At 27.2% G+C, this 26,054-nt stretch carries 22 protein-coding genes; 5 read left to right on the top strand and 17 right to left on the bottom strand.

What is annotated here, in order from left to right; genetic code table 11:
* Positions 1-56: 56 nt before the first annotated feature.
* The 5 genes from HCG76_RS12885 to HCG76_RS12905 form a co-directional block, all read right to left on the bottom strand.
* Positions 57-881: a carbohydrate ABC transporter permease gene (locus HCG76_RS12885; protein ID WP_221700833.1), complete on the bottom strand. Its 825-nt coding sequence runs from the start codon at positions 879-881 to the stop codon at positions 57-59.
* Complete coding sequence (locus HCG76_RS12890) at positions 881-1,807, bottom strand: carbohydrate ABC transporter permease (RefSeq protein ID WP_221700832.1); 927 nt, start codon at positions 1,805-1,807, stop codon at positions 881-883. The genes HCG76_RS12885 and HCG76_RS12890 overlap by 1 nt, the downstream gene beginning before the upstream one ends.
* A 198-nt stretch (positions 1,808-2,005) precedes the next feature.
* Positions 2,006-2,635, bottom strand: coding sequence for an HAD family hydrolase (locus tag HCG76_RS12895; protein ID WP_221700831.1), 630 nt, complete (start codon positions 2,633-2,635; stop codon positions 2,006-2,008).
* Between the two features lie 134 nt (positions 2,636-2,769).
* Positions 2,770-4,743: an ABC transporter permease gene (locus tag HCG76_RS12900; protein WP_221700830.1), complete on the bottom strand. Its 1,974-nt coding sequence runs from the start codon at positions 4,741-4,743 to the stop codon at positions 2,770-2,772.
* Complete coding sequence (locus HCG76_RS12905; RefSeq protein WP_221700829.1) at positions 4,733-5,503, bottom strand: ABC transporter ATP-binding protein; 771 nt, start codon at positions 5,501-5,503, stop codon at positions 4,733-4,735. Before HCG76_RS12905 ends, HCG76_RS12900 begins: the two co-directional genes overlap by 11 nt.
* A 179-nt stretch (positions 5,504-5,682) precedes the next feature.
* Here HCG76_RS12905 and HCG76_RS12910 point away from each other — a divergent pair, with 179 nt between their 5' ends.
* Positions 5,683-6,084: a DUF2871 domain-containing protein gene (locus tag HCG76_RS12910; RefSeq protein WP_221700828.1), complete on the top strand. Its 402-nt coding sequence runs from the start codon at positions 5,683-5,685 to the stop codon at positions 6,082-6,084.
* Positions 6,085-6,149: 65 nt separating this feature from the next.
* Here HCG76_RS12910 and HCG76_RS12915 read toward each other — a convergent pair whose 3' ends face one another.
* Genes HCG76_RS12915 through HCG76_RS12925 form a run of 3 tightly spaced genes read right to left on the bottom strand, consistent with a single transcriptional unit; the run spans position 6,150 to position 8,395 of the window.
* Positions 6,150-6,695, bottom strand: coding sequence for a GNAT family N-acetyltransferase (locus tag HCG76_RS12915; protein ID WP_221700827.1), 546 nt, complete (start codon positions 6,693-6,695; stop codon positions 6,150-6,152).
* A 21-nt stretch (positions 6,696-6,716) separates the two neighbouring features.
* The gene (locus tag HCG76_RS12920; protein WP_221700826.1) at positions 6,717-7,727 is read right to left on the bottom strand and encodes a sensor histidine kinase; all 1,011 of its coding nucleotides are present in this window, start codon (positions 7,725-7,727) and stop codon (positions 6,717-6,719) included.
* The gene (locus HCG76_RS12925; RefSeq protein WP_221700825.1) at positions 7,724-8,395 is read right to left on the bottom strand and encodes a response regulator transcription factor; all 672 of its coding nucleotides are present in this window, start codon (positions 8,393-8,395) and stop codon (positions 7,724-7,726) included. Before HCG76_RS12925 ends, HCG76_RS12920 begins: the two co-directional genes overlap by 4 nt.
* A gap of 183 nt (positions 8,396-8,578) precedes the next feature.
* Between HCG76_RS12925 and HCG76_RS12930 the strand changes: the two genes are divergently transcribed.
* Complete coding sequence (locus tag HCG76_RS12930; protein WP_221700824.1) at positions 8,579-10,342, top strand: glycerol-3-phosphate acyltransferase; 1,764 nt, start codon at positions 8,579-8,581, stop codon at positions 10,340-10,342.
* 361 nt (positions 10,343-10,703) lie between these two features.
* On the opposite strand, the gene HCG76_RS12935 is transcribed toward HCG76_RS12930, so the two are convergent.
* The gene (locus HCG76_RS12935; protein ID WP_221700823.1) at positions 10,704-11,552 is read right to left on the bottom strand and encodes an AraC family transcriptional regulator; all 849 of its coding nucleotides are present in this window, start codon (positions 11,550-11,552) and stop codon (positions 10,704-10,706) included.
* A 152-nt stretch (positions 11,553-11,704) separates the two neighbouring features.
* Here HCG76_RS12935 and HCG76_RS12940 point away from each other — a divergent pair, with 152 nt between their 5' ends.
* The gene (locus HCG76_RS12940; RefSeq protein WP_221700822.1) at positions 11,705-13,447 is read left to right on the top strand and encodes an ABC transporter ATP-binding protein; all 1,743 of its coding nucleotides are present in this window, start codon (positions 11,705-11,707) and stop codon (positions 13,445-13,447) included.
* A complete protein-coding gene (locus HCG76_RS12945) occupies positions 13,448-15,229 on the top strand; it encodes an ABC transporter ATP-binding protein (protein ID WP_221700821.1) in 1,782 nt (593 codons plus the stop codon).
* 220 nt (positions 15,230-15,449) lie between these two features.
* Here the strand turns inward: HCG76_RS12945 and HCG76_RS12950 are convergent, their stop codons facing one another.
* Positions 15,450-15,956: a DedA family protein gene (locus HCG76_RS12950; RefSeq protein ID WP_221700820.1), complete on the bottom strand. Its 507-nt coding sequence runs from the start codon at positions 15,954-15,956 to the stop codon at positions 15,450-15,452.
* 291 nt (positions 15,957-16,247) lie between these two features.
* On the opposite strand from HCG76_RS12950, the gene HCG76_RS12955 reads away from it, so the two are divergent.
* Positions 16,248-18,389, top strand: coding sequence for an LTA synthase family protein (locus HCG76_RS12955; RefSeq protein ID WP_221700819.1), 2,142 nt, complete (start codon positions 16,248-16,250; stop codon positions 18,387-18,389).
* An 82-nt stretch (positions 18,390-18,471) separates the two neighbouring features.
* Here HCG76_RS12955 and HCG76_RS12960 read toward each other — a convergent pair whose 3' ends face one another.
* The 7 genes from HCG76_RS12960 to asrB form a co-directional block, all read right to left on the bottom strand.
* Complete coding sequence (locus HCG76_RS12960; RefSeq protein ID WP_221700818.1) at positions 18,472-19,155, bottom strand: pseudouridine synthase; 684 nt, start codon at positions 19,153-19,155, stop codon at positions 18,472-18,474.
* Positions 19,156-19,367: 212 nt separating this feature from the next.
* Positions 19,368-20,240, bottom strand: coding sequence for a cation diffusion facilitator family transporter (locus HCG76_RS12965; protein ID WP_221700817.1), 873 nt, complete (start codon positions 20,238-20,240; stop codon positions 19,368-19,370).
* A 245-nt stretch (positions 20,241-20,485) separates the two neighbouring features.
* On the bottom strand, positions 20,486-21,709 hold the full coding sequence (locus HCG76_RS12970) for an NAD(P)/FAD-dependent oxidoreductase (protein WP_221700816.1): 1,224 nt from the start codon (positions 21,707-21,709) through the stop codon (positions 20,486-20,488).
* On the bottom strand, positions 21,709-22,122 hold the full coding sequence (locus tag HCG76_RS12975) for a 4Fe-4S dicluster domain-containing protein (RefSeq protein ID WP_195989648.1): 414 nt from the start codon (positions 22,120-22,122) through the stop codon (positions 21,709-21,711). Before HCG76_RS12975 ends, HCG76_RS12970 begins: the two co-directional genes overlap by 1 nt.
* 9 nt (positions 22,123-22,131) lie before the next feature.
* Entirely contained in the window at positions 22,132-24,210 is a 2,079-nt protein-coding gene (locus tag HCG76_RS12980; RefSeq protein ID WP_221700815.1) for a molybdopterin oxidoreductase family protein, read from the bottom strand.
* Between the two features lie 52 nt (positions 24,211-24,262).
* On the bottom strand, positions 24,263-25,246 hold the full coding sequence (gene asrC, locus HCG76_RS12985) for a sulfite reductase subunit C (RefSeq protein WP_221700814.1): 984 nt from the start codon (positions 25,244-25,246) through the stop codon (positions 24,263-24,265).
* A gap of 12 nt (positions 25,247-25,258) precedes the next feature.
* A complete protein-coding gene (gene asrB / locus HCG76_RS12990; RefSeq protein ID WP_221700813.1) occupies positions 25,259-26,053 on the bottom strand; it encodes an anaerobic sulfite reductase subunit AsrB in 795 nt (264 codons plus the stop codon).
* Position 26,054 lies beyond the last annotated feature (1 nt).

Below are 26,054 nucleotides of genomic sequence, written 5' to 3' on the forward strand. Positions count from 1 at the left end.
CCCTCTAATTTCTTTTATATTTTATATTTTTATAATTTATATTTTTATAATTTAAATTAGCCTTTTACTGCTCCTGCTGTCATACCCTTTACTAATTGTTTTTGCCCTAACATAAATACAATTACTGATGGTATTAATATTAAAATTGCCCCAGCTAAAACTACACCATAGCTGCTTCCTTCTGAATATTGAAGCATACTTATTCCTATTTGAACTGTTCTATTATTTCCATTATTTATAGTTAATAATGGCCATAAATATTGATTCCATGTATTAATAAATACATATATAGATAAGGATGCAATTGCTGGTTTTGATATTGGTATTAAAATTCTAAATAGAAACTTTAAATTTCCACAACCATCAATTTTAGCAGCCTCTCTTATTTCTTTCGGTATTGTTAAGTAAAATTGTCTCATTAAAAATATTCCCATAGCCGATGTTAAAAATGGTACTATAAGAACCTTTAAACTATCATTCCATCCCCATGAACTTACAGTTAAAAAATTTGATATAACCGTAGTTTCTGCAGGTATCATCATTGTTGATAAAACCATTAAGAACAATAAGTTTTTTCCTTTAAAATCATAAAATGCAAATGCATAAGAAGCTAAACTTGCTGTTATAACTTGTCCTACAGTTACCGCTAATGAAACAACAAAGCTATTTGCTATAAACTTTAAAAGTGGTACTGTATTTAAAGCTGTTTTAAAATTATCTAAAGTAGGCATACTTGGTATAATTTTATGTGGATATTGAGTCATTTCAGCTGGACTCATAAAGCTTAAACTTAATGCATATAAAAGTGGAAAAACAATAACTAAGCCTGTAATTATACTTAATATAGTTAATATAAATTTTTTTCTTTTTCTTTTATTCATTATTGGTAATGTACCCCTTTCTTTTCAAACTTAAATTGTAATAATGTTACTATCATCATGATTACAAATAATATAAGTGCTTGAGCACATGCCATTTCAAATCTTCCATTAAAAAACGCTTCTCTGTAAATAGAATGAACTAGTACATTTGTTGAATCTCCTGGACCACCTTGAGTTAATAATTTAATTTGTCCAAAGGCTTGAAAAGCATTTATTAAATTCATAAATATAACTAAAAACATTTGTGGTGATACCATTGGAATAATTATGTTTTTAACTTTAGTTAGATAACTTGCTCCATCTATTGATGCACTTTCCATAAGCTCACTTGGTATATTTCTTAATCCAGTTAGTAAGAATATAAAGTTCAATCCTATATTTAGCCAAACAGTTACCGTTGAAACTGATATTAATGCAAACCTTGAATCTGTCAACCATCCAATTTGCACCCCTAATACATAGTTAAGTATTCCATTGGTAGGATGAAATATCATTGTCCATATTACAGCTGCTGGTGCAGAGGCTATAGCCATTGGCAATGAAAACATTAGTTCAAAAACCCTATTTCCCCTTAATTTATTGTTAGCTAATAAGGCTAATAAAAATCCAATAAGTACAGATGGTACTGCAACCATAGCTACAAATTTTAAACTTACAATTATAGAATTATAGAAATCTGGCGAACTTAAAATCTCTTTAAAATTTTCTAATCCAACAAAGTCCTTAATTTCTCCTCTTATATTAGTAGTAGACATACTCATTATTATTGTTTTTACAAAAGGATAAAATACAAATAGCCCAAATATAATAAATGCAGGTATTAAGTAGAAATATGGTTCCATTTCTCCTTTAGTTATTTTTCTTCTTTTTACTAATATAGCTTTATTAGGTTTTATATTATTTATTTCTAGATATTGCTCTGTCATTTTAATCCTCCTTAATTTCTCTTCCTCATATAGGTTACTTTACCTATATTAAGAAAATATTAGAGGCTAGTTAACTTATTTTAACAGCTCATTTGCTTTTGTTAAAATAAGTTAACTTTAATAATAAAAAAAAATTGCCATATCAAAATTTTGATATAGCAATTTTTTTATTAATCTAATTTATTTAATTACATACTATTATAAATTTAATACCTTCAAAATATCTTTTGGCGTATTTAAATAATGATCGGCTTTTATACCATCAAGATCCGTCGCTCCCCATACAGCTAACCCAAAATCCATTCCTGCTGCCTTAGTAGATTTATAATCTGCAAAAGTATCTCCAACATACATTGCATCCTTAGGTTCTATATTTAATATTTCTATAGCCTTAAGTAATGGCTCTGGATGTGGCTTATGATTTTCTGTATCTTCTGCTAAAATTACGCTTTTCATATAACTTTGAAGACCTGTTTTCAAAAAATCTATTTCATATTGAGACTTCATTTTAGAGCTAGCTATCCCACAAAGTATTCCATTTTCATCTAACCCTTTTATAACCTCATCAAAACCTTCATATAGCTTTGCTCCATCTTCATATTCGTTAACATATTTAACCCATTTACTATAAGAAGCTTCAATATCTTTAAATCCTAGCATTTTTAATGTTGTCTTTCCTGCATAAGCTCTGTACTTTAGTAAATCTTCGTACTTAATATCAATTGATAGCTCTTCTTTAATTAATCTTTGTAATGGTATCATATTCATTTTTTCTGTATCTAACATAGTTCCATCTAAATCAAATATTATACATTTGTATTTTTTCATCTCTTCTTCTCCCGTAACTCCCCATTTATATTGACTTCATATAATATATTAAAAGTCTACGATAAAAGTATCCTACATAATGAAAATAATTTCAATAATAAAAATATATAATTAATTAAATTTTATTATTTATTCTATCTAATGATCTTCTTTGCACCATTGTATGTTGCCATAAAGTATCCTCCATAAACTATTACTAGCACTAATAATGTAATTAATATATACTTCATCATACTTCCATCACCAACTATAGAAACTACCCCTTGTGCAAATTTTAATCCAACTATAGAGTGAACTAACGCAATACTTAAAGGCATCATAAAGTATATTCCTATTTGAGTTAATAATGATTTATTTATTATTTTTTCATCTACTCCAACCTTTTTTAATAATTCATATCTATACGTATTATCTGCTGATTCACATAGTTGTTGAAGTGCAAGTACTGCAGCTGATGTTATTAAAAATATAATTCCCATATATATAGCCAAATAAGACACCATAGCACCAAGACCTGCTGTTGTTGCTTCTACAGTTTCTTTATTTATATAATATACTTGATATCCATTTTTATCATTGTTACTTTTTATTATATCTTGCATACCTATTTCTGATAATGATTTATCGTCTTTATAATTTACATTTAAATAGGTATTAACAGTTGGTAATTCATTTACTAAATCATCATTAACCACAAATGTACATATATTACTTTTCATAGTTGAGTCATAGCTAGTTATATTAAGAACCTTAATATCTGCTGGAATTAATTCTTTTCCATTTATATTTATTTTAGTTTTATCATTTATTGATTCTTGAATAATTTTTTGCATATCACCTATATCTGTAAAAGCTAAATATTCATTTTCCTTTAATGATACTTGATCTTTTCCTAATAATCTTAATATATTATTAAAATCAGTAAGGCTAATTGCCATAATATCTGAATCAGTAAAAACAGGATAATAACTGCTTCCCTTTTCAATTCCATCTGAAGTTAAGAATTTGCTATAAGGAACTTTACTATCATAGTTTGTATATTGTGCATAATCAGCAAAACTATCTATACTACTCTTTCCTAAAGAATCAATTAAATTATCACCATTCAAATTCCATAATGTTGCATCAAATTGTGTTAAATCTGCTACATCCTTATTAAGTCCTCTACTAATTCCAAGCCCACTTGAAAATGTACATATTGCAACAAATAACATTAAACAAATAAATGACATTGAAATAAAAGTAGTGTTTATCTTACTATTAATTTGTCTTAAAATAAACATGTTTAAATCTTTTAAGTAAAATTTCTTATTACTTTGCATAACTTTAAGTAAAAATCCTGATAATGAAAAGAAAAATAATATTGTTCCTACTGATCCCAATAATACAGGAATTCCTATAGCTGATGGACTTATTATTGCTATTCCATTTTTTATAACTAAATAATATGCCGCACCTATCATTGCTACACTAATTAAAAATACTATAACTGAAACCCAAATATTCTTTACTTTTAACTTTTCATTTTTCTTTGCAGATGTTAGTAAGTCTATTAGCTTAACCTTTCTTATAGTAAATGAATTAAATATTAAAACTACTAAATATATTAATCCAAAACACATAACAGTCTTAACAAATGCTAATTTAGAAAACACAAATGTAAAGTTTACTAGCTTCACTTTAAATAATTTAGCTGTAAATATTGATAATCCTTGAGAAAGTATAGTTCCTATTCCTATTCCCACAGCTAAAGAAATTAAACCAATTAATATTGTTTCTACAAATATTATTCTTGAAAGTTGTTTATTTTCCATACCTAAAGTCATGTAAATACCAAATTCCTTTTTTCTTCTTTTTATTAAGTAATTATTAGCATAAACTATTAAAAACCCTAAAATAAAAGAAATAAATACTGATGCTACAGACATAAATACATCTATTATTTGAAATGCGCCAGCTTGAATTTCACTTAAATCCATCATTACTCTTTGAGATTCTATTGAATTAAAAGTATAAAAAATACAAATACCAAATACTAATGTTAAAAAATAAATTGTATAATCTTTAATACTCTTTTTTAAATTTTTGCTAGCTAACTTAAAATACATCTCTTTGGTCACCTCCAAGAAGAGTAACAACCTCAATTATCTTATTAAAGAAATCCTTTCTACTGTCATTTCCTCTAACTAACTCATTAAAAATCTTTCCATCCTTTATAAATAAAATTCTACTTGCATAACTAGCTGTAAATGCATCATGAGTTACCATCATAATAGTTGCATTAATTTCTGTATTTAAATGTTCTAAACTTTCTAGAAGCATTTTAGCAGATTTAGAGTCTAAAGCACCTGTTGGTTCATCTGCTAATACTAATGATGGCTTTGTTATTATTGCTCTAGCACAAGCTACTCTTTGCTTTTGTCCTCCTGATACTTCATAAGGATATTTATTTAATATTTCCTCTATGCCTAATTTATTTGCTACATCTTTAACTCGTGTATCGATCTCCTTATGGTTAACTCTTGAGATAGTTAATGCCAATGCAATATTTTCATAACATGTTAATGTATCTAGAAGATTAAAATCTTGAAATATAAATCCAAGCTCTTCTCTTCTAAACTTTGCGATTTTTTTAGAATTTAATTTTGTAATATCGTTATTCCTTATATAAATATGTCCACTACTTACTCTATCTATTGTTGAAATACAATTTAATAATGTAGTTTTTCCACTACCTGAAGCTCCCATTACTCCAATGAATTCTCCCTCTTCCACTGTAAAACTAATATTATTAATTGCTTTTGTTATATTATTCTTACTTCCATAATATTTTTCTATATTACTTACCTTTAAAACTTCACTTTTCATACTTACCTCCAAATTTTAATTTATCTTTTATCTATCAATATATCCTTGCTATATCTTAATTCTACATTTACAACAACTCTCTATCCATAGAACTATATAACAGAAACCTTACATTTTTGTTATATTAATTGTATAATTATTATTAAAGGATAATAATTTTCTATTAAGAGGTGAAATATATGAAAAAACTATTTAACTTATCATTTTTCTATCTAATTTTAGGACTAGCATTAGGTATATTTTTTAGAGAATTCACTAAATTTAATGCTTTTACTGGCATTACAACATTAAGTGCAGCTCATACACATACTTTAGTTTTAGGATTTATTTTCTTCCTAATTCTAATTGTTTTAGAAAAAGTATTTAATATTTCAAATATTAAATACTTTATTGGTTGGCTTATAACTTATAACATTGGTCTACTATCTTTAATTTCTACTTTAGTTGTACGTGGAATATTAGAAGTACTAAATAAAGATTTTATAGGTCTTCCCCATATTGCAGGAACTGCACATGCTATCTTGGGCATATCTCTTATTTGGTTTATGATAATATTAAAAAAATCAATTTTTACTAAATAATTTAAAAAAGAGTTAACCCATAACAACTAATAATTATTTGTTATGGGTTAATTACTCCTTAATCCTTATGCTTTTTTAAAATATTCTTCCCTTGAAATATTGTAGTATAGTTCATTAACTTTCTTATTATTTAATAATGGTAGTTCTCTATTCTTTTCAAATTTAAAATTAAATCCACATTTTTCAATTACTCTTCTAGATTTAGAATTAAAGTCAAAATGACCACACCACACTAAATCTAAATTTAATTCTTCAAAGCAAAATTTTATTAACTCTTTAACAGCTTCTGGAATATACTCATTGCCCCAATATTTAGGATTTAAAACATATCCAATTTCTCTTACATTATTTCCTTGCATATCTTTATCAATTTTCTTATAATGTAATCCAACTCCACCAATTACTTTATTTTCTTTTTTTAGAACTACTGCATACTCCTCATCTCCAGTTATAAACATATCAACTATTGCTTTACTATCTTCTATAGATTTATGTACAGGCCATCCTGCATTAGGCCCTACTCTATCATCACTAGCATAGTCATACATATCTAAATAATCATCTTTGCACCATTTTCTTAATATCAATCTTTTTGTTTCAATAATTTTCATAAACCTCTTCCCCCTTTAATATTAAAATTTCATCATATCATTTATAGGAAATAATATAGAAACTTCTGTACCATACTTTTCTTTTGATTTTATATTTATTCCTAGTCCTAATTTTTCACAAAGATTTTTACATAAATATAATCCAATACCAGTTGACTTTCCAAACCTTCTTCCATTTTCACCTGTATATCCCTTTTCAAAGGCTTTAACTACACATTTTTCATCCATTCCAATTCCATTATCACAAATTTTTAAAAGAATATCATTTCCTATAGTTTTACTACATATTTTTAAAATACTTTCCTTTTTATCCATGTATTTAATACTATTACTTATAATTTGTCCTAGAATAAATTCAATCCACTTACTATCACAATAAACTATTTTATCAATATCTTTTATATCAACCTTAATTTGTTTTTCTATTAAAACGTTAGCATTTTTTCTTATAACAGAATTAATGCATTGATTTAATTTAACCTCCTTAATTATATAATCCTTTTCTATATTACTGCTTCTAGCATAAAATAAAACCTGTTCTATATAATCTTCAACCTTTGTTATCTCCTCATTAATACTATTAGTAACTTCATTTTCATTATTTTCTATAAGTAACTTACAAGTTGCTATAGGAGTTTTTATTTCATGAACCCAAAGTTCAATATACTCCTTATAATCTTTACTATTTCTTATAGCTTCACTAATATCATCCTTCATTGATTTTGTTGCTTGTTCTATAATTTCATATAAAATCTTACCTTCTATAAACTCACTTTCTTCAGTAACATCAGCAATAAAATACTTTTTATCTAATGAATTTATTCTATCTAATAAAATTTTATAATATTTATTTTTATTAAAATAATCATAAATAAAAAAAGCTATTGCTGATAAAAAATTTAATATACATATTAAAATTATTCCATATGAAGATAGACCTAGTCCATTTAATAGATAACCTGTAATGATTAATACTAATATATTTATCATTATAAATATAGCCTTTTCTTTAAAGTATTCTATAAAGCTCATATTAAAATATATCCCTGTCCTCTCTTAGTTTGAAGATAATCCTTTGCTCCAATTTCCTCTAGCTTTTTTCTTAATCTATTAATATTAACAGTTAAGGTATTGTCATCAACAAATTCATCACTTTGCCATAATGCCTTCATTAACTCATTTCTTGATACAATCTTTTCTTTATTTCTAATTAACGTTGCTAAAATTCTACTTTCATTTTTAGTCAACTCTATTTTTTTATCATCAAACTCCATCTCACTAGTAGACATATTATATTTTAATCTTCTAAATTCAAAAACTTCTGATTCTACATTTTGATATGCTCTTCTTATTATTGATGAAATTCTAGCTAAAAGAATTTGAGTATTATAAGGCTTAGTAATAAAATCATCTGCACCTAAATTCATACTCATAAGTTCATCTATTTCACTATTTCTACTTGTTACAACTATTATGGGAACATTAGAAGCCTTTCTTATTTCTCTGCATATATAATAACCATCATAATATGGCAAATTTATATCTAGTAAAATAATATGTGGTTTTTCTTTTAAGGCAATTTCTACTATATTTTCAAAATCATCAGAATAACTAGTTTCATATCCATATCTATTTAAAAATGTGCTTAACTCTAATCTTATTTTTTCTTCGTCTTCTATAATAAAAATCTTTTTATTCATTTTATCTATCCTTTCTTTATTCTATTATATCCATAATTTTCATAAAAACAACTATGGTATATAGTTAGGTATTATCAGAAACTATTTTTATGGTAAAATATAATTTATGATAATATTAAATATAAAGTATATATAAATCTTACTTATTAACTAATGAATTTATATTTTAAAGGATGGTGTTTTATGAAAGCTCTTATTTTATATACAAACACTGGGGCTGGTCATGTATCGGCTGGAAAATCTATTTGTGATGCTCTAAAAAAGTTTAATGTTGATACTGTAGAAATAGATACTTTAGCATTTGCCGGTAAATCTACTTCTAAAAAAGTAGAAAATATTTATGTTAAAACAGTAAAAAAGAGCCCAAAATTCTTTGGCTTACTTTATAGAGCTGGTGAAAAAATTAGTAATCCTAAAATTAAATCTATAATATATATTTTAAACACTCTTTATTCTAAAAATATATATAACATAATAAAAAAAGAAAAACCGGATTTAATAATTTGTACACATATATTTTGCGCTCAAACCATTTCTTATCTTCAAAAAAAATATAATTTTACTGCTATAACTGCTGCTATAATTACAGACTATACCTGTGCCCCATTTTGGGAAGAAACATGCTTAAATTATTATTTTATTCCTCATAAAGACTTAATTACTGAATTTGTTAAGAAAGGTTTGGATAAAAATAAAATTTTATCTTTTGGATTACCTGTTCATTCTAAATTTAAGTGTAACTATACAAAATCTGAATTAAAAAAAGAATTAAATCTTAATCCTAATATGAAGCATATTTTAATCATGGGTGGAAGTATGGGTGCCGGTAATCTTCTTGAAACTACTTTAGAATTATCTAATAAATTACTAAATGTTGAATTTACAGTTATTTGTGGTCATAACAATGATTTATTTGAAAAGTTAAAAAGAGAAGATTTAAGTAAAAATGTTAATTTATTATCCTTTAGTGATTCTATTGATAAGTTAATGAATGTTAGTGATATTTTAATTACTAAACCAGGCGGACTAACATCTACTGAAGCAATGGTAGAAAATTTGCCTATGATAATGATAAATCCAATTCCCGGTGTTGAATCTGCCAATTGCGAGTTTTTCAACATACATAAAATGGCTTTACCATCTAATTCTATTGATGAAACAATTACTATATGTAATTCATTACTTGATGATATAAAAATATCAAATGAAATAATTTCAGCTCAAAAGGAAAATGTTAATCCTAATGCAGCAGATGATATTGCTATGTTCTTAATAGAGAAATTAAATAAATATGAGGATTCAGTTTTGTTTATTATTGATATTTTATTAATAATTATTTCATTTTTATCTGGATCTGTTATGTATTCATATATTATTCCAAAACTATTAAAAGGAATCGATATTACAAATGTTTCTGATGATAAAAACCCTGGTTCAGGAAATGTGATTAAATATTGTGGAGTTTTTCTTGGTTTATTATGCATAGCATTAGACTTATTTAAAGCTTTTATACCAGTTTTTATTTCAATTAAATATTTTCATGTAAATAACATAGCTCTAATTTTTATTGCTGTAGCTCCAATTCTTGGCCACGCGTACTCTCCATTTTTAAATTTCCATGGTGGAAAAGCAATCGCTTCAACCTTCGGTACTTTTTTGGCACTTTATCCTATAAGTAATGTGGCTTTAGGATTTGCACTTATTTTAATATTTTTTAAATTTATCTTAGTTATAGAGCCAAACTCAAGTGTTATGTTAGTTAGTTCATTATTTTTAGATATTTTAGTTATAACTTATAACCATAATATCCATATAAAAATAATAGTCTTAATAATTTCTATGATTTTAATTCATAAACATAAAATTAATAGAAATGAAGAAGATATAACTATTTCATTATTTAATAAATACTTCAAAAAAACATTATACAATTACCCTCAATATTAATAAATTGCGAACTAAAGCTTAAGTCTGCAATTTAAGCTTAATCCCCCTAGAGTTAACGACTTGTCATACAAATTTGTAGCAGGAATCATTAACTATAAGTCGGAGAATTAAGAAAAACAGTGAAGAGAAAAAATGAAATATTAATTTGGAGGGAAGCATTGAAATTAAGCTTTAGAATTTAATAATTGATGTAGTAAAATTTGTGTTAAGAAGTTTTTACTGTTTGAAGCTTTAGCAAGTTTAAAAACTTTAGCAAATTTTACGGAATCAATTATATAAATTCAAAGCGAAAATTTCACCGCTTACCGGAAAAGTAATATTCCATTTTTCATTCTCACTGTAGTTCGCAATTTATTTCAATTTATCTAAAGGATGATGGTGCAATTCCATAGTATTTTTTGAACAATTTACTAAAATGATATGCATCATTGTATCCAACCCTTTTTGCTACTACTTTAACTGGCAATGTATTATCTTTTAATAATTCTTCTGCTTTTGATAATCTTATTTTTATTAAATAATTTATTGGTGAATCCCCTATTTCTTCTTTAAATATCTTTGATATATATACAGGGCTTAAGTACATATTCTTAGATATCTTGTCCAAAGAAATATCATTCATATAATTATCATTCATATACGTAATTATTGATTTTACTATATTTTGCTTTTCATTTGATTCTAAAGAACAATTATATATATTCTCCTCTATTACCTCATTTTCACCTTCAAGCTCTCTACAAATTATTATTAATAGCTTCATTACTAAAGACTTAAGGACTAGCGGATATCCCATTCTCTTTAGTTTTTCTTCTTTAATAATTTCATCACAGCACTTAAAAAATTCATTTCCATAATTTTTAATTTTTAATATAGGTCCTAATCCTTTATTATCTATATAATTCTCTCTTATATCACTTAATTTAAAATTATTAATTCCTATATGTAATTGAGTGTATTTAGATGTTTCATTTGGTATTTCCATATGATACAATCCTGGATTAGATAATAATAGATCTCCCTTGTTTAAAATATACTCATTTCCATCAATATAATATTCAACTTTTCCAGATGTCACTATAGATAACTCTAAAAAATCATGACAATGATACTTAAAATCGTATTCTTTTTTTGTCCCATCAACTACTCCTTGAAATGCAAATAATAACTCTGGATTATAATTTTCTGTGCACAAACCATATTCAAACATAATTTTCTCCTTATACCATATAACTCCATATAATTATAACTTTATATAATAATATACATCAATAGTTTAAGATATCACATTTCATTTTTATCCTATAAATAATAATCTATATAAGGAAATTATATTAATTTATTTATGTGGAGGTAACTCAAATGGAAAGCTTAAAATGGATAATGGGCTATTTAAAAAAACACATACTAAAATATAGTATTTCTTTAATACTAGTATTAGTAACTTCATTACTTTGCATGATTAATCCATTCCTTGCTGGTGATATTATAGACAAGGTATTAAATGGAAATCAAAAAAACATATTAATTCCGATTCTTATTGCTATGATTATTGTTGTTGTAATAAAGGGATTAATAACATACTTATATCAAATTATCTTTGAAAAGATATCTCAAGACATTCTTCTTGAAATTAGAGAAGATTTATATTCAAAATTATTAAAGTTAGATTTTGATTATTATAACAATACAAAAACTGGTGATATTATGGCTAGAATGACTGGAGATACAGATGCCCTACGCCATTTTATAGCTTGGGTTGTTTATAATATTCTATCAAATGTTAGTATATTTATATTTGCAATTATATCAATGGCATATGTTAATTTACCACTAACACTCTTTATGTTATCAATATGCCCTGTAATTGCTATACTTACAGTGAAAATGGGTATTAAAATTTCTCCAACTTTTTATAACATAAGAGAAGCTTATTCTAGACTTAATTCTATTACCCAAGAAAATATTAGCGGAAATAGAGTAGTTAAAGCCTTTAGCCGTGAAGACTATGAAATCGAAAAATTTGAAAAAGAAAACTTAAATTACAAAGATAGAAATTTAGATACTACAAAGGTTATAGGTAAGTATATGCCTGTCCTTGAATATTTATCAAGCTTCTTATCTATAATAATGATACTTGTTGGAGGAATATTAGTAATTAATAAATCTATGACTTTAGGTGATTTAGTAATATTTAATGGATTAATATGGGCATTAAATAATCCTATGAGAATGGCTGGTTATTTAATAAATGATACTGAAAGATTTGTTGCTTCTTCTATTAAAATAAGAGAATTATTAAATACTGAATCAAATATTAAAGAACCTGAAGCTCCAATAAAATCTGAAAGAATACGTGGAGATATTATATTTGATAATGTTTCTTTTAGTTATGGGGATACTACTGCATTAAAGAATGTTTCTTTCCAAGCTAAAAGAGGACAAACTATTGGTATCATAGGACCTACTGGTTCAGGAAAATCTACTTTAGTTAATTTAATTTGTAGATTCTACGATGCTACTGAAGGTAAAGTTTATATAGATAATGTTCCAATTAAAGATTTAAATATAAAGCAGCTTAGATCTTCTATTGGTATGGCAATGCAAGATATTTTCTTATTCTCTGATACAATTGAAGGAAATATAGCTTATGGCTCACCTTCTGTGTCACTTGAAAAAATCAAAGATATAGCTAAACTTTCAGAGGCTCATAATTTTATATCCGAAATGCCTGAAGGATATGACACTATTGTTGGGGAAAGAGGTGTTGGTTTGTCCGGTGGACAAAGGCAAAGAATTTCTTTAGCTAGAGCACTTATTACTAATCCATCAATATTAATTTTAGATGATACAACTTCAGCTGTTGATATGGAAACTGAATTTAAAATTCAAAAAGAAGTTAATTTAAATAATCCAAATAGAACAAACTTTATAATTGCTCATAGAATATCTTCTGTTAAATCAGCAGATTTAATACTAGTTCTTGATAATGGGCGAATTATTGAAAGTGGAACTCATGATTCATTAGTTAAAAATAGAGGCTATTATTATGATGTTTATAAAACTCAATTTGGAGATTTCAATGTATCTAAGGAGGCGATTTAAATGGCTAGAAATAAATATGATGTAGACGAAGAATTACAAGCTGGGTTCAACATATCTCATCTTAAAAGACTTATAAAATATATGAAACCTTATAAAAATAAAATTATTATTTCTGTTACTTTAATGCTGATTTCAAGCTTTGTTTCTTTACTTGGACCATATTTAATAAAAATTGCATTAGATGATATTATTCCATCTGGAAACTTAGCTAATCTGGTAATACTATCAATTATTTATGCTTTTTCTCTTATATTAGTTAGTGCATTTATGAAACAACGTATAATTACGATGGGTAAAGTAGGACAAGATATTTTAGTTGATATGAGAAAGGATTTATTTGTTAATCTTCAATCTCTTCCATTTAGCTATTATGACAGTAGACCTCACGGTAAAATATTAGTTAGAGTTGTAAATTACATTAATTCATTAAGTGATTTATTGTCTAATGGTTTCGTTAATTTAATAGCAGATACTGTGACATTAATAATTACTGTAGTATTTATGTTTATCTTAGACTATAAATTAGCTTTAGTTAGTTTACTAGGTTTACCTTTACTTATGACAGTTATAATGTCTATAAAAAAAGCTCAAAGAAAGGCTCATCAAAAACTTAGTTCAAAACAATCAAACATGAATGCATATGTTCATGAAAGTATAAATGGAATAAAGGTAACTCAATCATTTTCTAGAGAAGAAGAAAATATGAAAATCTATAACGATGTTTGTACTCAATATAGCGATGCTTGGATGGATTCAGTTAAATTAAACTTTTTAGTATGGCCAGCTATTGATATTATTTCTGTTGCCTCAGTTGCTTTAATTTATCTTTTTGGTATTTTAATATTTGATTCATCTATTAAAGTTGGTGTTTTAGTTGCATTTATAGGATATGTGTGGAGATTTTGGGCTCCTATAACTAATATAGGTAACTTTTATAACACTATAATTAATGCAATGGCTTATCTTGAAAGAATATTTGAAACAATGGATGAAAAACCTTTAATTCATGATAAAGAAAATGCAACTACACTTGCTCCTATAGAAGGTCATGTAGAATTTAAAGATGTAACTTTTATGTATGAAGAAGATAATCCAATATTAAAAAATATAAATATTAATATAGAAAGTGGTGAATCTATTGCTTTAGTAGGTCCTACTGGTGCTGGTAAAAGTACTATAGTTAGCTTAATAAGTAGATTCTATGACATAAATGAAGGACAAATTTTAATTGATGGTATTGATATACGCGATGTAACACTAAAATCACTTAGACAACAAATGGGAATAATGCTTCAAGATTCATTCATATTCTCTGGAACAATAATGGATAACATTCGTTATGGTAACCTTAATGCTACAGATGAGGAAGTAATTGCTGCTGCTAAGGTTGTTCGTGCCCATGATTTTATAATGGAATTTGAAAATGGATATTATACCGAAGTAAATGAAAGAGGTAGCCGACTTTCTGTAGGTCAAAGACAACTTATATCTTTTGCTAGAGCATTACTTGCTGATCCTAGAATATTAATTTTAGATGAAGCTACTTCTAGTATAGATACTCAAACTGAAATTCTACTTCAAAAAGGATTAGATGAACTTCTTAAAGGCAGAACTTCATTTATAATTGCTCATAGATTATCTACAATTAAAAATTCTTCTAGAATTATGTATATAGATAATGGTAGCATTGTTGAATGTGGAACTCACGATGAATTAATGTCACTAAGAGGGCACTACTATAACCTTTACCAATCACAATATGCCCTACTAAACGCAGTATAACTAAACTGCGAACTATAGTGAGAATGAAAAATGGAATATTACTTTTCACTATTTTTCTTAGTTCCCCGACTTAAAGTTAACGACTCCTGCTACAAATTTGTATGACAAGTCGTTAACTTTAAGGGGATTCTACTTAAATTACAGACTTAAGCTTTAAAGCCAGTGATAGAGAAAAATTAATGATATCACCAGAAGAAAGTATCATATAATATAATAAGCCTTAGAATTTAATTATTATTGTCTTTAATCCAAAATATCCAAAGGATATTAATACAGTATTCCATATACTAATCCCTGCTGCTGAATATAATAAAAACCCGAAAAAATCGGTTCTTAAAACTCCTGAAACTAAAGATATTAACGTTCTTACTACTGGAATAAGTCTACATATAAAAATAGTCTTGTTCCCATATTTATTAGAGTATTCAAATATTTTTTCTGTATACTTCTTAGTTTTAGGAGATTTTTTATAAAACCAATCTAAAATGGGTTTTCCTAAATAATATCCTATTATGTAGAATACTACACTTCCAAATACTGCTGCTGCTATTGATACTAATATTACTAAAAAAAGACTTCCTTTTGTTTCTGCTACAAAAGCTCCTATAGTAGGCATTACTATTGTTGCTGGAACACCTGGACAATTTAGATGTTCTAAAAAAATAACTACAAATAAAAATATTAGTCCATAGCGTACAAAATACTCTGATATTAATTCAATTCCCATAAACCCTTTCCTTCTTTTTGCTGTTTTTAACTATATTTCTAGTACTTTATAATATGTTAATAAATAATCATATATACTAATTTGTTATTGATTAACTATAAAATACTTCTGTTTACTAATTCTTAATTTTTTGTAACATTTTATTATTTTTTTCTTAATTTTTAATGTTATCGATTTCACTTTCTTGGAATATTAATCTAATAGTTGTATAATAATCTATGATTTAATACGTAGTTTAACTTTGTTTAACAAATATTTAATACAGAAAAAACAATCATAGGGGGATTTTTTATGAAACTTTCTTTTAAAGAGCCGTCGACTCGCTCATTTATGAAATTTTTATTTGCTCCATTAATTATTAACTTTATTATTGAACTTTGTAGTAGAAGAAATCTAAATGATACTTTTGGTTATATATTTGGATCTCCATTAGTATTTTTATATAACTCGTTAATTATATTAGCTACGTTATCGGTTGTACTACTATTTAAGAGAAGAACATTTTTCTTCACTTTAATAACTACTGTATGGATTGGATTTGGTATAACCAATGGAATAATCCTAAGCAATAGAGTTACACCTTTTACAGCTACTGATTTAACACTTGCAGATTTAGGATTGGGTATAATATCCAAATATTTATCTAAAACAACAACTACTATTATAGCTACTTTTTTAATCCTTGTAGTTCTTGGAATTGTATTCTTATTCTTTAAAGGACCTAAATATAAAGGTAAACTTAATTATAAGAAAAATGTATTAATTGTTGCATCAGTATGGGTTTTTCTTTTACTTTCAACAAAAACTGCTTTAGGATTTAATATAATAGCTTCTTATTTTGGAAATATCGCTTTTGCTTATCAGGATTATGGTTTTCCTTATTGCTTCTCTAATACCTTATTAAACACTGGTATTGATAAGCCTAAAGATTACTCTGCTGAAAAAATTGCATCTATTTCTGATTTAATTGCATCAAATAATTCAACAAATAATCTTAGCAGCGATGATATTTTATTAGCAAGTACAGAAGGTGGTTTAAACCATCAAACAGATACTGACAAGCCTAATATAATAATGGTACAATTAGAATCATTCTTTGATCCTACATTGGTTAAATATTTACAATTTTCAGAGGATCCAGTGCCAAACTTCAGAAAGCTTATGGAGAACTATTCATCTGGATATGTAACAGTTCCTTCAGTTGGAGCTGGTACTGCAAATACTGAATTTGAAGTTTTAAGCGGTATGAGTTTACAATTCTTTGGTCCTGGAGAATATCCTTATAAAACTATTCTTCAAGAAAGTACTGCTGAAAGCGTTGCTTATGATTTAAAAGAATTAGGCTACTCAACTCATGCTATTCACAATAATAAAGGTACTTTTTATGGTAGAAACTTTGTATTTTCTCAATTAGGATTTGATACTTTTACTTCTTTAGAATATATGAATGTTGAAGAATATACACCAAAGGATTGGGCAAAAGATTTTTATCTTACAGATGAAATACTTAAATCATTAAATTCTACTGAAAACTCTGATTTTGTATATACTATTTCTGTACAAGCTCACGGTGATTATCCAAAAGAAAAAGTATTGGATAACCCACAAATTGAAGTTAGTGGATTACCTGATGAAGAAACAACTAATGCTTTTACTTATTATATAAATCAAGTATATGAAGTTGACCAATTTATTGGACAATTAGTAGAAGCACTTTCTAATAGAGATGAAAAAACTGTTTTAGTTTTATTTGGTGATCATTTACCAACATTAAATTTTGAAGATGAAGACTTAGTTAATAATTCTATCTTCCAAACTGAATATGTTGTTTGGAATAACTTCGATTTACCTAAAAATGATGAAGATTTAACAGCATACCAATTAACATCATCTGTTCTAAATAGTTTAAATATAGATAATGGAGTTTTAACAAAGTTCCATAATCAATTTAGAAATAAAAGCGATTATTTAGATGATTTAAAATTATTACAATATGATATGTTATATGGTGAAAAATATATTTATGGTGGTACTAATCCATTTATAGCTACAGACTTAAAAATGGGAACTTATGATATTTCTATAACAGATGTTTATGAAGAAATTTCTGTACCAACAGAAAAAGAACCTGTAGTAGATACTGAAGTAGCTGTAGATTCTGAAGATACTGAAATCTCTGAAGAAAGTGAAGAAGAGGTTATTGCTGAAGAAGTTAATAATTTAATTGTAAAAGGTGAGAACTTCAATAAATTTAGTAAAATCTATATAAATGGTAAATATACTAAAACTATATTTGTTGATTCTAATACAATTATGGTTACTGATATTACTTTAGAGCCTAATTCATCAATAGTAGTTACTCAACGTACTTCTGGTGGTGGAAAATTAGGATCTACAAACGAATTTATTTATCCAAATGTAATTGAACAATAATATAAGTTAATAATTAACTTATAAATAAAAAAAGTAGATATGAATTTTAAAATTCTATCTACTTTTTTTATATCTAATTATTTTATAATTCTTCCTTTAATCTCTGTAGCTCTTCAGTAGTAAGTATTCTCCATTTTCCATAAGGAATATCATCAATTTTTATGTTAAGGATTCTAATTCTCTCTAACTTTATCACAGTATATCCAAATGCTTTTGTCATTCTTCTAATTTGTTTATTAAGTCCCTGAGTTAAAACTATATTAAAAGTATTATCATCTATTTTATTCACCTTACATTTTCTTGTTATAGTATCTCCTATATCTACTCCATTTGCCATCTTATTAATAAAATCATCATTAATTATTTTATCTACAGTTACTATATATTCTTTTTCATGAAAATTATCTGATTCTAATATTTTATTTGCTAACACTCCATCATTAGTCATTATTATTAATCCTTGAGATTCTTTATCTAATCTACCTACCGGAAATATATATTGATTATAATTCATGTACTCTATTATATTATTTTTAACACTCTCTGCAGCAGTACAAGTTATCCCTACAGGCTTATTTAAAGCTATATATATCTTTTCTTTTGCTTGTACCTTTTGTCCATCTAATAATATTTCATCATATTCTTCAACCCATTGTCCTGGCTCACATAAAACACCATTTACAATAACTCTTTTTTCTTCAATTAATCTATTAGTTTCTTTTCTAGAGCAAATTCCTAAGTTGCTAAAATATTTATTTATTCTCATATATAAATTTATCCCCTCGTAAATTTAATTAATTATTATTCCTAAACATATTTCATTAAATTATAAAAGGCATCTTAAATTACAATAAGACACCTTAAACCATTAACTATTATACTTCTAATATAATATAAATTACAATAAAAAAAGCCTTAGAATAGAAGTAGAATATTTATTTAAAATACACTTCTTAATTAAGACTTTTTCAATAATCCCTAATTATTATATGGTTCTGTATGAATATTTATTTCTTTAATATAACTTAAAGTAGAAATTATATTATGCTCTAAATCATCTGCTATATCATGTGCTTCTTCTAATGTTTTAGCTTTATCAATAAATATACTCATATCAATATAAGCTACTGATCCATATTTTCTTGACTTAAAATCCTTTATTCCGTATATTTTTTGATTATTATCTATCATAGATTTAATTTCACCAATATCTTGTTTGCTAATTGAACTATCCATTAACTCATCACAAGCTGATTTCAATATATCAATTCCCACTTTTACAACAACTATTGCCACTATAATTGATGCTATTGGATCCAATATCTTAAATCCAAGCATTGCTCCACCAATTCCTATAAATGCAGCAATAGAAGATAATGCATCTGATCTATGATGCCATGCATCTGCTTTTAATGATGATGAGTTTATTTTTTTAGCAACTCTTATAGTAATTTGATATTGATATTCCTTGACTCCAATTGAAATTAAAGCAACTATTAAAGGTAGTAAAGTTGGAACTTGAATTTCATTTAGGTTAAATAATGCAGCTACGCCTTTATACCCTATTTCTACTGCAACTATAATAAGTACTGCTGCTAAAACAAAAGCTACTAAGCTTTCAGCTTTCTCATGCCCATATTGATGTTCTTCATCTCTTGGTTTTCTTGAAATCTTATTTCCTATAAGAATTCCAATGGAAGTAATTATATCTGAAGCTGAATGTAATCCATCAGCGATTATAGCTGTAGAATTACCAAAAACACCTGCTAATATTTTCATTATAGTTAATCCTATATTAAGTAAAATCGATAATATTGTTACCTTATTTGATTCGTCATATCTTTTTTCCATGAATATCTTCCCCTTTTTCTCATTTGATAATTACATTATATGCTAAAAACCCTTATTTGTATACTTTTAATTATCAATTAATAATTTTCAACTGATAATGATTTTTGTTAATTTATAATAACACTTCCCATTTGCTGGTAATTTTGTGACGTATTATTATATACATTTCTCCCCTTAAATGTAATACAAATCAGAAAAAACAAGTAAGATTTTTTTATTTTAACAACTTACTTGTTTTTTATACATTAATATACAAACTCTAAATTTTCTTTTATATTAAAGAAATCAGAGTAATCAATATCAAATAATGGTTTCTTAACCTTTGACACATTAATATTTTCTTTAATTAGCTGTGTTAAAACTCCTGCATATGATAAATCTCCTTGAATTATTGCTCCATAAATACATCCATCTTTATAGATAATTTTCTTATAATCATCTCCATTTTTATCTATAACTTCTTCATAGCTATCATCTGGTTTATTTATGATTCCAAGAGACATAGTTGGAAGACCTAAAAAATTCATAGTATTTTTACTTCCAAAGAAATCATTCATGAAAGCAACTTTTCCACTCATATTACTAGCTGCTATTATTCCTTCCTTTACTGCTGTTGGCCAAATTGGATTTCTTCCACTTATGTCACCTGCAGCATATACATCCTTCGCATCAGTTTCTCCTTTTTCATTAATTATTACTCCAAACTTATCACACGCCACTGATGTTCCTTCTAAAAATTTAATATTTGATCTTACTCCTGTGCAAGCTATTACAAGTTCACAAGGTACCTCTTCCCCTGTATTAAGCTTTATCGCCACTGGATTTTTATTTTCATCTATTATTAACTTTTCTGCTTTTACTCCAAATTTTAAATTTACTCCTCTATCTTCTAATAATTTTTCATATCTATTTGCTGCATGTTTATCTAATTGAAGTGGTAGTATCCTATCTCCCATTTCTATAAGAGATAAATTAATATCATAATCAATTATTCCAGCAATAGCATCTATTCCTACTAATCCTCCACCTAAAACAACAACATTTTTAACCTTTTGTGCTATATCCTTAATTTTAAGTGCGTCATCTAAATCTCTTAATCCAACTACATTATTTGCTTCTCTTAAATTTTCTATTGGTGGTATAAATGAATATGCACCTGTTGCTAATAATATTTTTTCATATTTAATTTCTTCACCATCATCTAAAGTTATACTATGTCCTTCAGGATTAATTCCAATGACTTCTTTTCCCTTAATCCATTTTATATTATATTTATCAAAAAATTCTATTGGTGTAAAATCTAAATCTTCTACAGTTCTACGACCATCTAAATAATGATGTAAAATACATCTTGAATAAACATTCTCATCCTTTGAAACTAAAATAATTTCTGCATCTTTATTATATTCTCTTAATGTTCTAGCACCATTAATTCCAGCTGCTGAAGCTCCTACTACTACATATCTCATTAGTCTTCTTCCACCTCCTCTAGTGTTAATGCTGCCATTGGACATCTAGCAACACATTGTGGATAATTCTCATCTGTAGATCTGCACATATCACATTTCATTACTTCCTTATCAGTAGCACTATCCATCTTTAATACTCCATAGGGACATGCCATTATACACATAAAACAACTAGCACATCTTGATTTATCATATAAAACTAATCCTGTTTCATCATCTCTTCTCATGGCACCTGTCATACAAGTATAAACACATTCTGGTTTAGAACAATGTCTACAATATATTGGTGCATACTTACCTTCACTATTAATAGTAATTCTACCTCTTGTATCTCCACCATGAGCTACTTTACAAGCAGTAGTACAAGTTAAACATCCTATACACTTTTTTCTATCTATCTTTATTCTCTTCATGACTTTCTCCTAACTAACCTTTTCTATTTTTACTGGTACATATTTAAAGTTAGGTTCTTTTGAATATGTATCAAATATTGAAGGTAAAAGTGAGTTTGCTTCTATATAATGCATAGGTGCATAAATATGATTTTTCTTAACAGTTCTTGATAATTTAACAAGAAACTCATTACTAACTCCATTTGGCGAAGATATCTTAACAATATCATTTTCCTTTATATTTAATTCTTCTGCTAACTCATTATTTATATTTACATATCCTCTTCTAGGAACAATTGCTTCTACATCATATATTTCTCTAGTTCTTGTTTGAGTGTGCCATTGCCCTACTGTACCTCTTCCCGTATTGAATAAATAAGGGTATTCTGATGATGGTTCAATTGGAACTGGTGCTACATCCTCATAAATAAATTTAGCCTTTTTACTTGGAGTATAAAATTTATTATCTTCAAATAATCTTCTTTCGTCTTCTTTAATTTCCTCTCCTTTTCTACAAGGCCATTGTACCCCTCTTGAATCCTTTAATTTATCATAATCTACACCAGTAATATCACAAGGCATTCCTTTTGAACACTCTTTCATAAGTTCAAAAGCCTCTCTTGGAGTCTTCCATTTATCTAAAAGTTTTCCCATTCCTAATGCTTTTCCTACTCCAAGCATAATTTCATAATCAGTTAATTCATTCTCCTTCTTCTCCAATACTGGGTTTAATTTTGATAATCTTCTTTCTGTATTTATTAATACTCCCTCTTTTTTCAAACCATTTGTAGATGGTAGTAATAAATCACAATACTGTGCAGTATCCGTATCTGCATAAATATCTTCTACCACTAAGAAATCAAGGTTTTCTGCAGCTTTTTTAAACTCTAAATTATTAATCCATGAGCTTAAAGGGTTAGTTGCAACTACCCATAAAGCCTTTATTTCACCGGAATTTATTTTATCTATAATAACATTGTATGGAAGGGTTGGTTTTGTTGGAAGCATAGCTTCATCCATCTCTAAAACTTCAGCAATTCTAGCCCTTCTTGCTGGATCACTATATTCACCTCCACCATAAAAACCAGTTGTATTACTAAATAATCTTGAGCCCATAGCATTACATTGACCTGTTATAGAGTTAGCTCCAGTTCCTACCTTCCCTATATTTCCTGTCATTAAAGCAATGTTAATTATTGCTTGTGCATTTCTTACAGCTTGATATCCTTGGTTTATTCCCATAGTCCACCAAAGAGATACTCTTTCACCTTCATGTATTATTTTTGCAAGCTCCAACATTCGCTCACTAGATATACCTGTTTCATGTTCTATCTTATCTAAAGTAAAACTTTTTACCTTTTCTTTAAACCCTTCAAAGTCCTCAGTATAATTTTCTATATATTCATTATCAATCCAGCCTTTTTCAATTAAAATATTAGCTAACGTATATAAAAATGTTAAATCACTTTTTGGTTTTATATCATACCAAATATCACAGTTAGTTACTGTTTCAGACCTTCTTGGATCAACAGCAATAAGTTTAGCATTTCTCTTATTATTTCTCACTCTACTCCAAAGAATTGGATGACATACTACAGGATTTGATCCTATTAATATAATTACATCTGACTCTTCTAAATCTTTTAATGTATAAGGTGGAGCATCAAATCCAAAGCTTTGCTTGTATGCTACAACTGATGTTGCCATACAAAGTCTAGTGTTTCCATCTCCATTTCCACCTAAAAAACTTCTTCCTATATGCCCAATAAGAGCCATCTCTTCTGTTGCTAATTGTCCTGTACTTATAAATGCAAAACTTTCTTTTCCATATTTATTTTGAATATCTAATACTCTATCTGCAAAAAGCTTAAATGCATCATTCCATGATATTTGTCTCATAAGTCCTTCTTCATCTCTCATAAGAGGTAATACAGGATTATGAAATTTTGTGTTTTGTTTATCTAAATTTAAACCTTTAGTACAACAAAACCCTGTATTTACAGGATAATCTACAGTAGGCACAACCTTTTTTATTTCTCCATCTTCAACATGAAAATCAAGATTGCAAGCTATAGAACAATAATTACAAGTTGATCTTATAACTTTCATATAAAACACTCCTTCTTTTACAAACTTACACTTATCTAATTTAAAAATTATTTTACTTCCTCATATAATGTACTCCACTCCAATTTACATTTTCACTTACTTCTGCAATATCAGGCAGATTAACTCCATCAAGAGCCCATTTTTTATACTCTTTATATCCGGTTCTATCAACTATATATCCAATATGTTCTTTTCCATAAGGTGCATCTGGACTTATATACTCCCTAACAAACTTATAAGTATTGTCTATAACCTTTAATACCGTATCTTCATCTGCCCATTTTATAAAATCTTCTGCAATTCTTGGATTGGTTTTACCTGTTCTCCCCATAATAACAATTCTAAAATATTTTTTAGGACTTCTAGTCCACGCATTATTAGGACACGCTAATACACATTCTCCACATCCAATACATTTACTAGGATCTCTTATAACCTTATAGTTTTTAGCAGTTAATGCTGTTGTTGAAACTTGTTTACACTTTTTAACACAAGCTCCACAAGATACACATCTATATGAATCATAAACTGGAAGACACATTCCTATTATTCCTATATCATGCATTCTAGCTTTAATACAATCATTAGGACATCCTGTTGCTGCAATTTTAACATGCAAATCATCAGGATAAACCATATCTTCAATCTTCCTAGCTAATTCTGTAGTATTATATTGTGCTTTAGGACAAACATTGTTACCGATACAAGATGTTATATTTCTTGTACCTGCAGATGGATATCCACTCTCCCTATGTTTTTGATTAGTTCCCATATTATCTATAATAGGTTGAAGTGCTTCATTTACTTCATTCATACATTCCATAGGAATTCCTAATACTTCAAAGCCTTGTCTTGTTGTAATATGTACTCTTCCATCTCCATACTTATCCGCTAAATCGGCAACTATCTTTAATGTATCTGATTTAATTGATCCACCTGGAATTCTAATTCTTACTGCTGTCATATATTTATTTTTAGTTATTCTAAAAGCATTTTTCATTGTCTTTCTTGTGTTTAAATCATGTACAAGAGTCATATCCTATCCCTCCTAATCATATAAAGTTTTTCCAAAAGCATAATTAAACACTGGTCCATCAGTACATATATAAGTAGTATTCATTCTGCAATGTCCACACTTACCAAGTCCACAGCTCATCTTTCTTTCATAAGAAACCCAAATATTATAATCCTGTATACCTATCTTTTGGAATTCTATTATTGAAAACTTCATCATCATTGGAGGGCCAACAATAACTACAGAAACATTACTCTTATCGTTTATATTTAACTCTGGTATATACTTAGTTACAAGTCCAATACTGCCATTATAATCTTCATCAGCTTTATCCACAGTCAATATGACATTAAATTTAGACTTCCACTTCTCTATATCTTCCTTAAATAAAATATCTTCAGGAGATCTAAATCCACATATTAATGTTGCACTTTTACATTTATCTATATTTTCATAAAAGTACTCTAAAATACCTCTAACAGGTGCTAATCCACTTCCCCCTGATACAATTATAATTTCCTTATCAACATAATTTTTTATCTCAAATCCATTTCCATAAGGTCCTCTTAATCTCATAGTGTCGCCTATATTTAACTTAAATATCTCTTCAGTAACTTTTCCAACTTCTCTAATAGTAAAATCTAAATACTCATCACTAAATCCAGATACTGATATTGGTGATTCACCATACTTAGGCATTGATATTTCAAAAAATTGTCCTGGATTTATTTCATCACATTTTCTAGTAACTCTAAAAGTCCACTCTTTTGGAGTATGCTTAATAATATCTAGAATTTTTACTTCATAAGGAATATATTCATTTACCATC

Source organism: Clostridium sp. K13 (assembly GCF_019734195.1).
In the GTDB taxonomy this organism is placed as follows: Bacteria; Bacillota; Clostridia; order Clostridiales; family Clostridiaceae; genus Clostridium.

Coding starts and splice junctions, on each gene's coding strand:
- HCG76_RS12945 (WP_221700821.1), top strand. CDS start 13,448: ATGGCTAGAAATAAATATGATGTAGACGAAGAATTACAAGCTGGGTTC.
- HCG76_RS12910 (WP_221700828.1), top strand. CDS start 5,683: ATGAAAAAACTATTTAACTTATCATTTTTCTATCTAATTTTAGGACTA.
- HCG76_RS12940 (WP_221700822.1), top strand. CDS start 11,705: ATGGAAAGCTTAAAATGGATAATGGGCTATTTAAAAAAACACATACTA.
- HCG76_RS12950 (WP_221700820.1), bottom strand. CDS start 15,956: ATGGGAATTGAATTAATATCAGAGTATTTTGTACGCTATGGACTAATA.
- HCG76_RS12970 (WP_221700816.1), bottom strand. CDS start 21,709: ATGAGATATGTAGTAGTAGGAGCTTCAGCAGCTGGAATTAATGGTGCT.
- HCG76_RS12975 (WP_195989648.1), bottom strand. CDS start 22,122: ATGAAGAGAATAAAGATAGATAGAAAAAAGTGTATAGGATGTTTAACT.
- HCG76_RS12895 (WP_221700831.1), bottom strand. CDS start 2,635: ATGAAAAAATACAAATGTATAATATTTGATTTAGATGGAACTATGTTA.
- HCG76_RS12955 (WP_221700819.1), top strand. CDS start 16,248: ATGAAACTTTCTTTTAAAGAGCCGTCGACTCGCTCATTTATGAAATTT.
- HCG76_RS12920 (WP_221700826.1), bottom strand. CDS start 7,727: ATGAGCTTTATAGAATACTTTAAAGAAAAGGCTATATTTATAATGATA.
- HCG76_RS12925 (WP_221700825.1), bottom strand. CDS start 8,395: ATGAATAAAAAGATTTTTATTATAGAAGACGAAGAAAAAATAAGATTA.
- asrC (WP_221700814.1), bottom strand. CDS start 25,246: ATGACTCTTGTACATGATTTAAACACAAGAAAGACAATGAAAAATGCT.
- HCG76_RS12885 (WP_221700833.1), bottom strand. CDS start 881: ATGAATAAAAGAAAAAGAAAAAAATTTATATTAACTATATTAAGTATA.
- HCG76_RS12915 (WP_221700827.1), bottom strand. CDS start 6,695: ATGAAAATTATTGAAACAAAAAGATTGATATTAAGAAAATGGTGCAAA.
- HCG76_RS12890 (WP_221700832.1), bottom strand. CDS start 1,807: ATGACAGAGCAATATCTAGAAATAAATAATATAAAACCTAATAAAGCT.
- HCG76_RS12930 (WP_221700824.1), top strand. CDS start 8,579: ATGAAAGCTCTTATTTTATATACAAACACTGGGGCTGGTCATGTATCG.
- HCG76_RS12905 (WP_221700829.1), bottom strand. CDS start 5,503: ATGAAAAGTGAAGTTTTAAAGGTAAGTAATATAGAAAAATATTATGGA.
- HCG76_RS12960 (WP_221700818.1), bottom strand. CDS start 19,155: ATGAGAATAAATAAATATTTTAGCAACTTAGGAATTTGCTCTAGAAAA.
- HCG76_RS12900 (WP_221700830.1), bottom strand. CDS start 4,743: ATGTATTTTAAGTTAGCTAGCAAAAATTTAAAAAAGAGTATTAAAGAT.
- asrB (WP_221700813.1), bottom strand. CDS start 26,053: ATGGTAAATGAATATATTCCTTATGAAGTAAAAATTCTAGATATTATT.
- HCG76_RS12980 (WP_221700815.1), bottom strand. CDS start 24,210: ATGAAAGTTATAAGATCAACTTGTAATTATTGTTCTATAGCTTGCAAT.
- HCG76_RS12935 (WP_221700823.1), bottom strand. CDS start 11,552: ATGTTTGAATATGGTTTGTGCACAGAAAATTATAATCCAGAGTTATTA.
- HCG76_RS12965 (WP_221700817.1), bottom strand. CDS start 20,240: ATGGAAAAAAGATATGACGAATCAAATAAGGTAACAATATTATCGATT.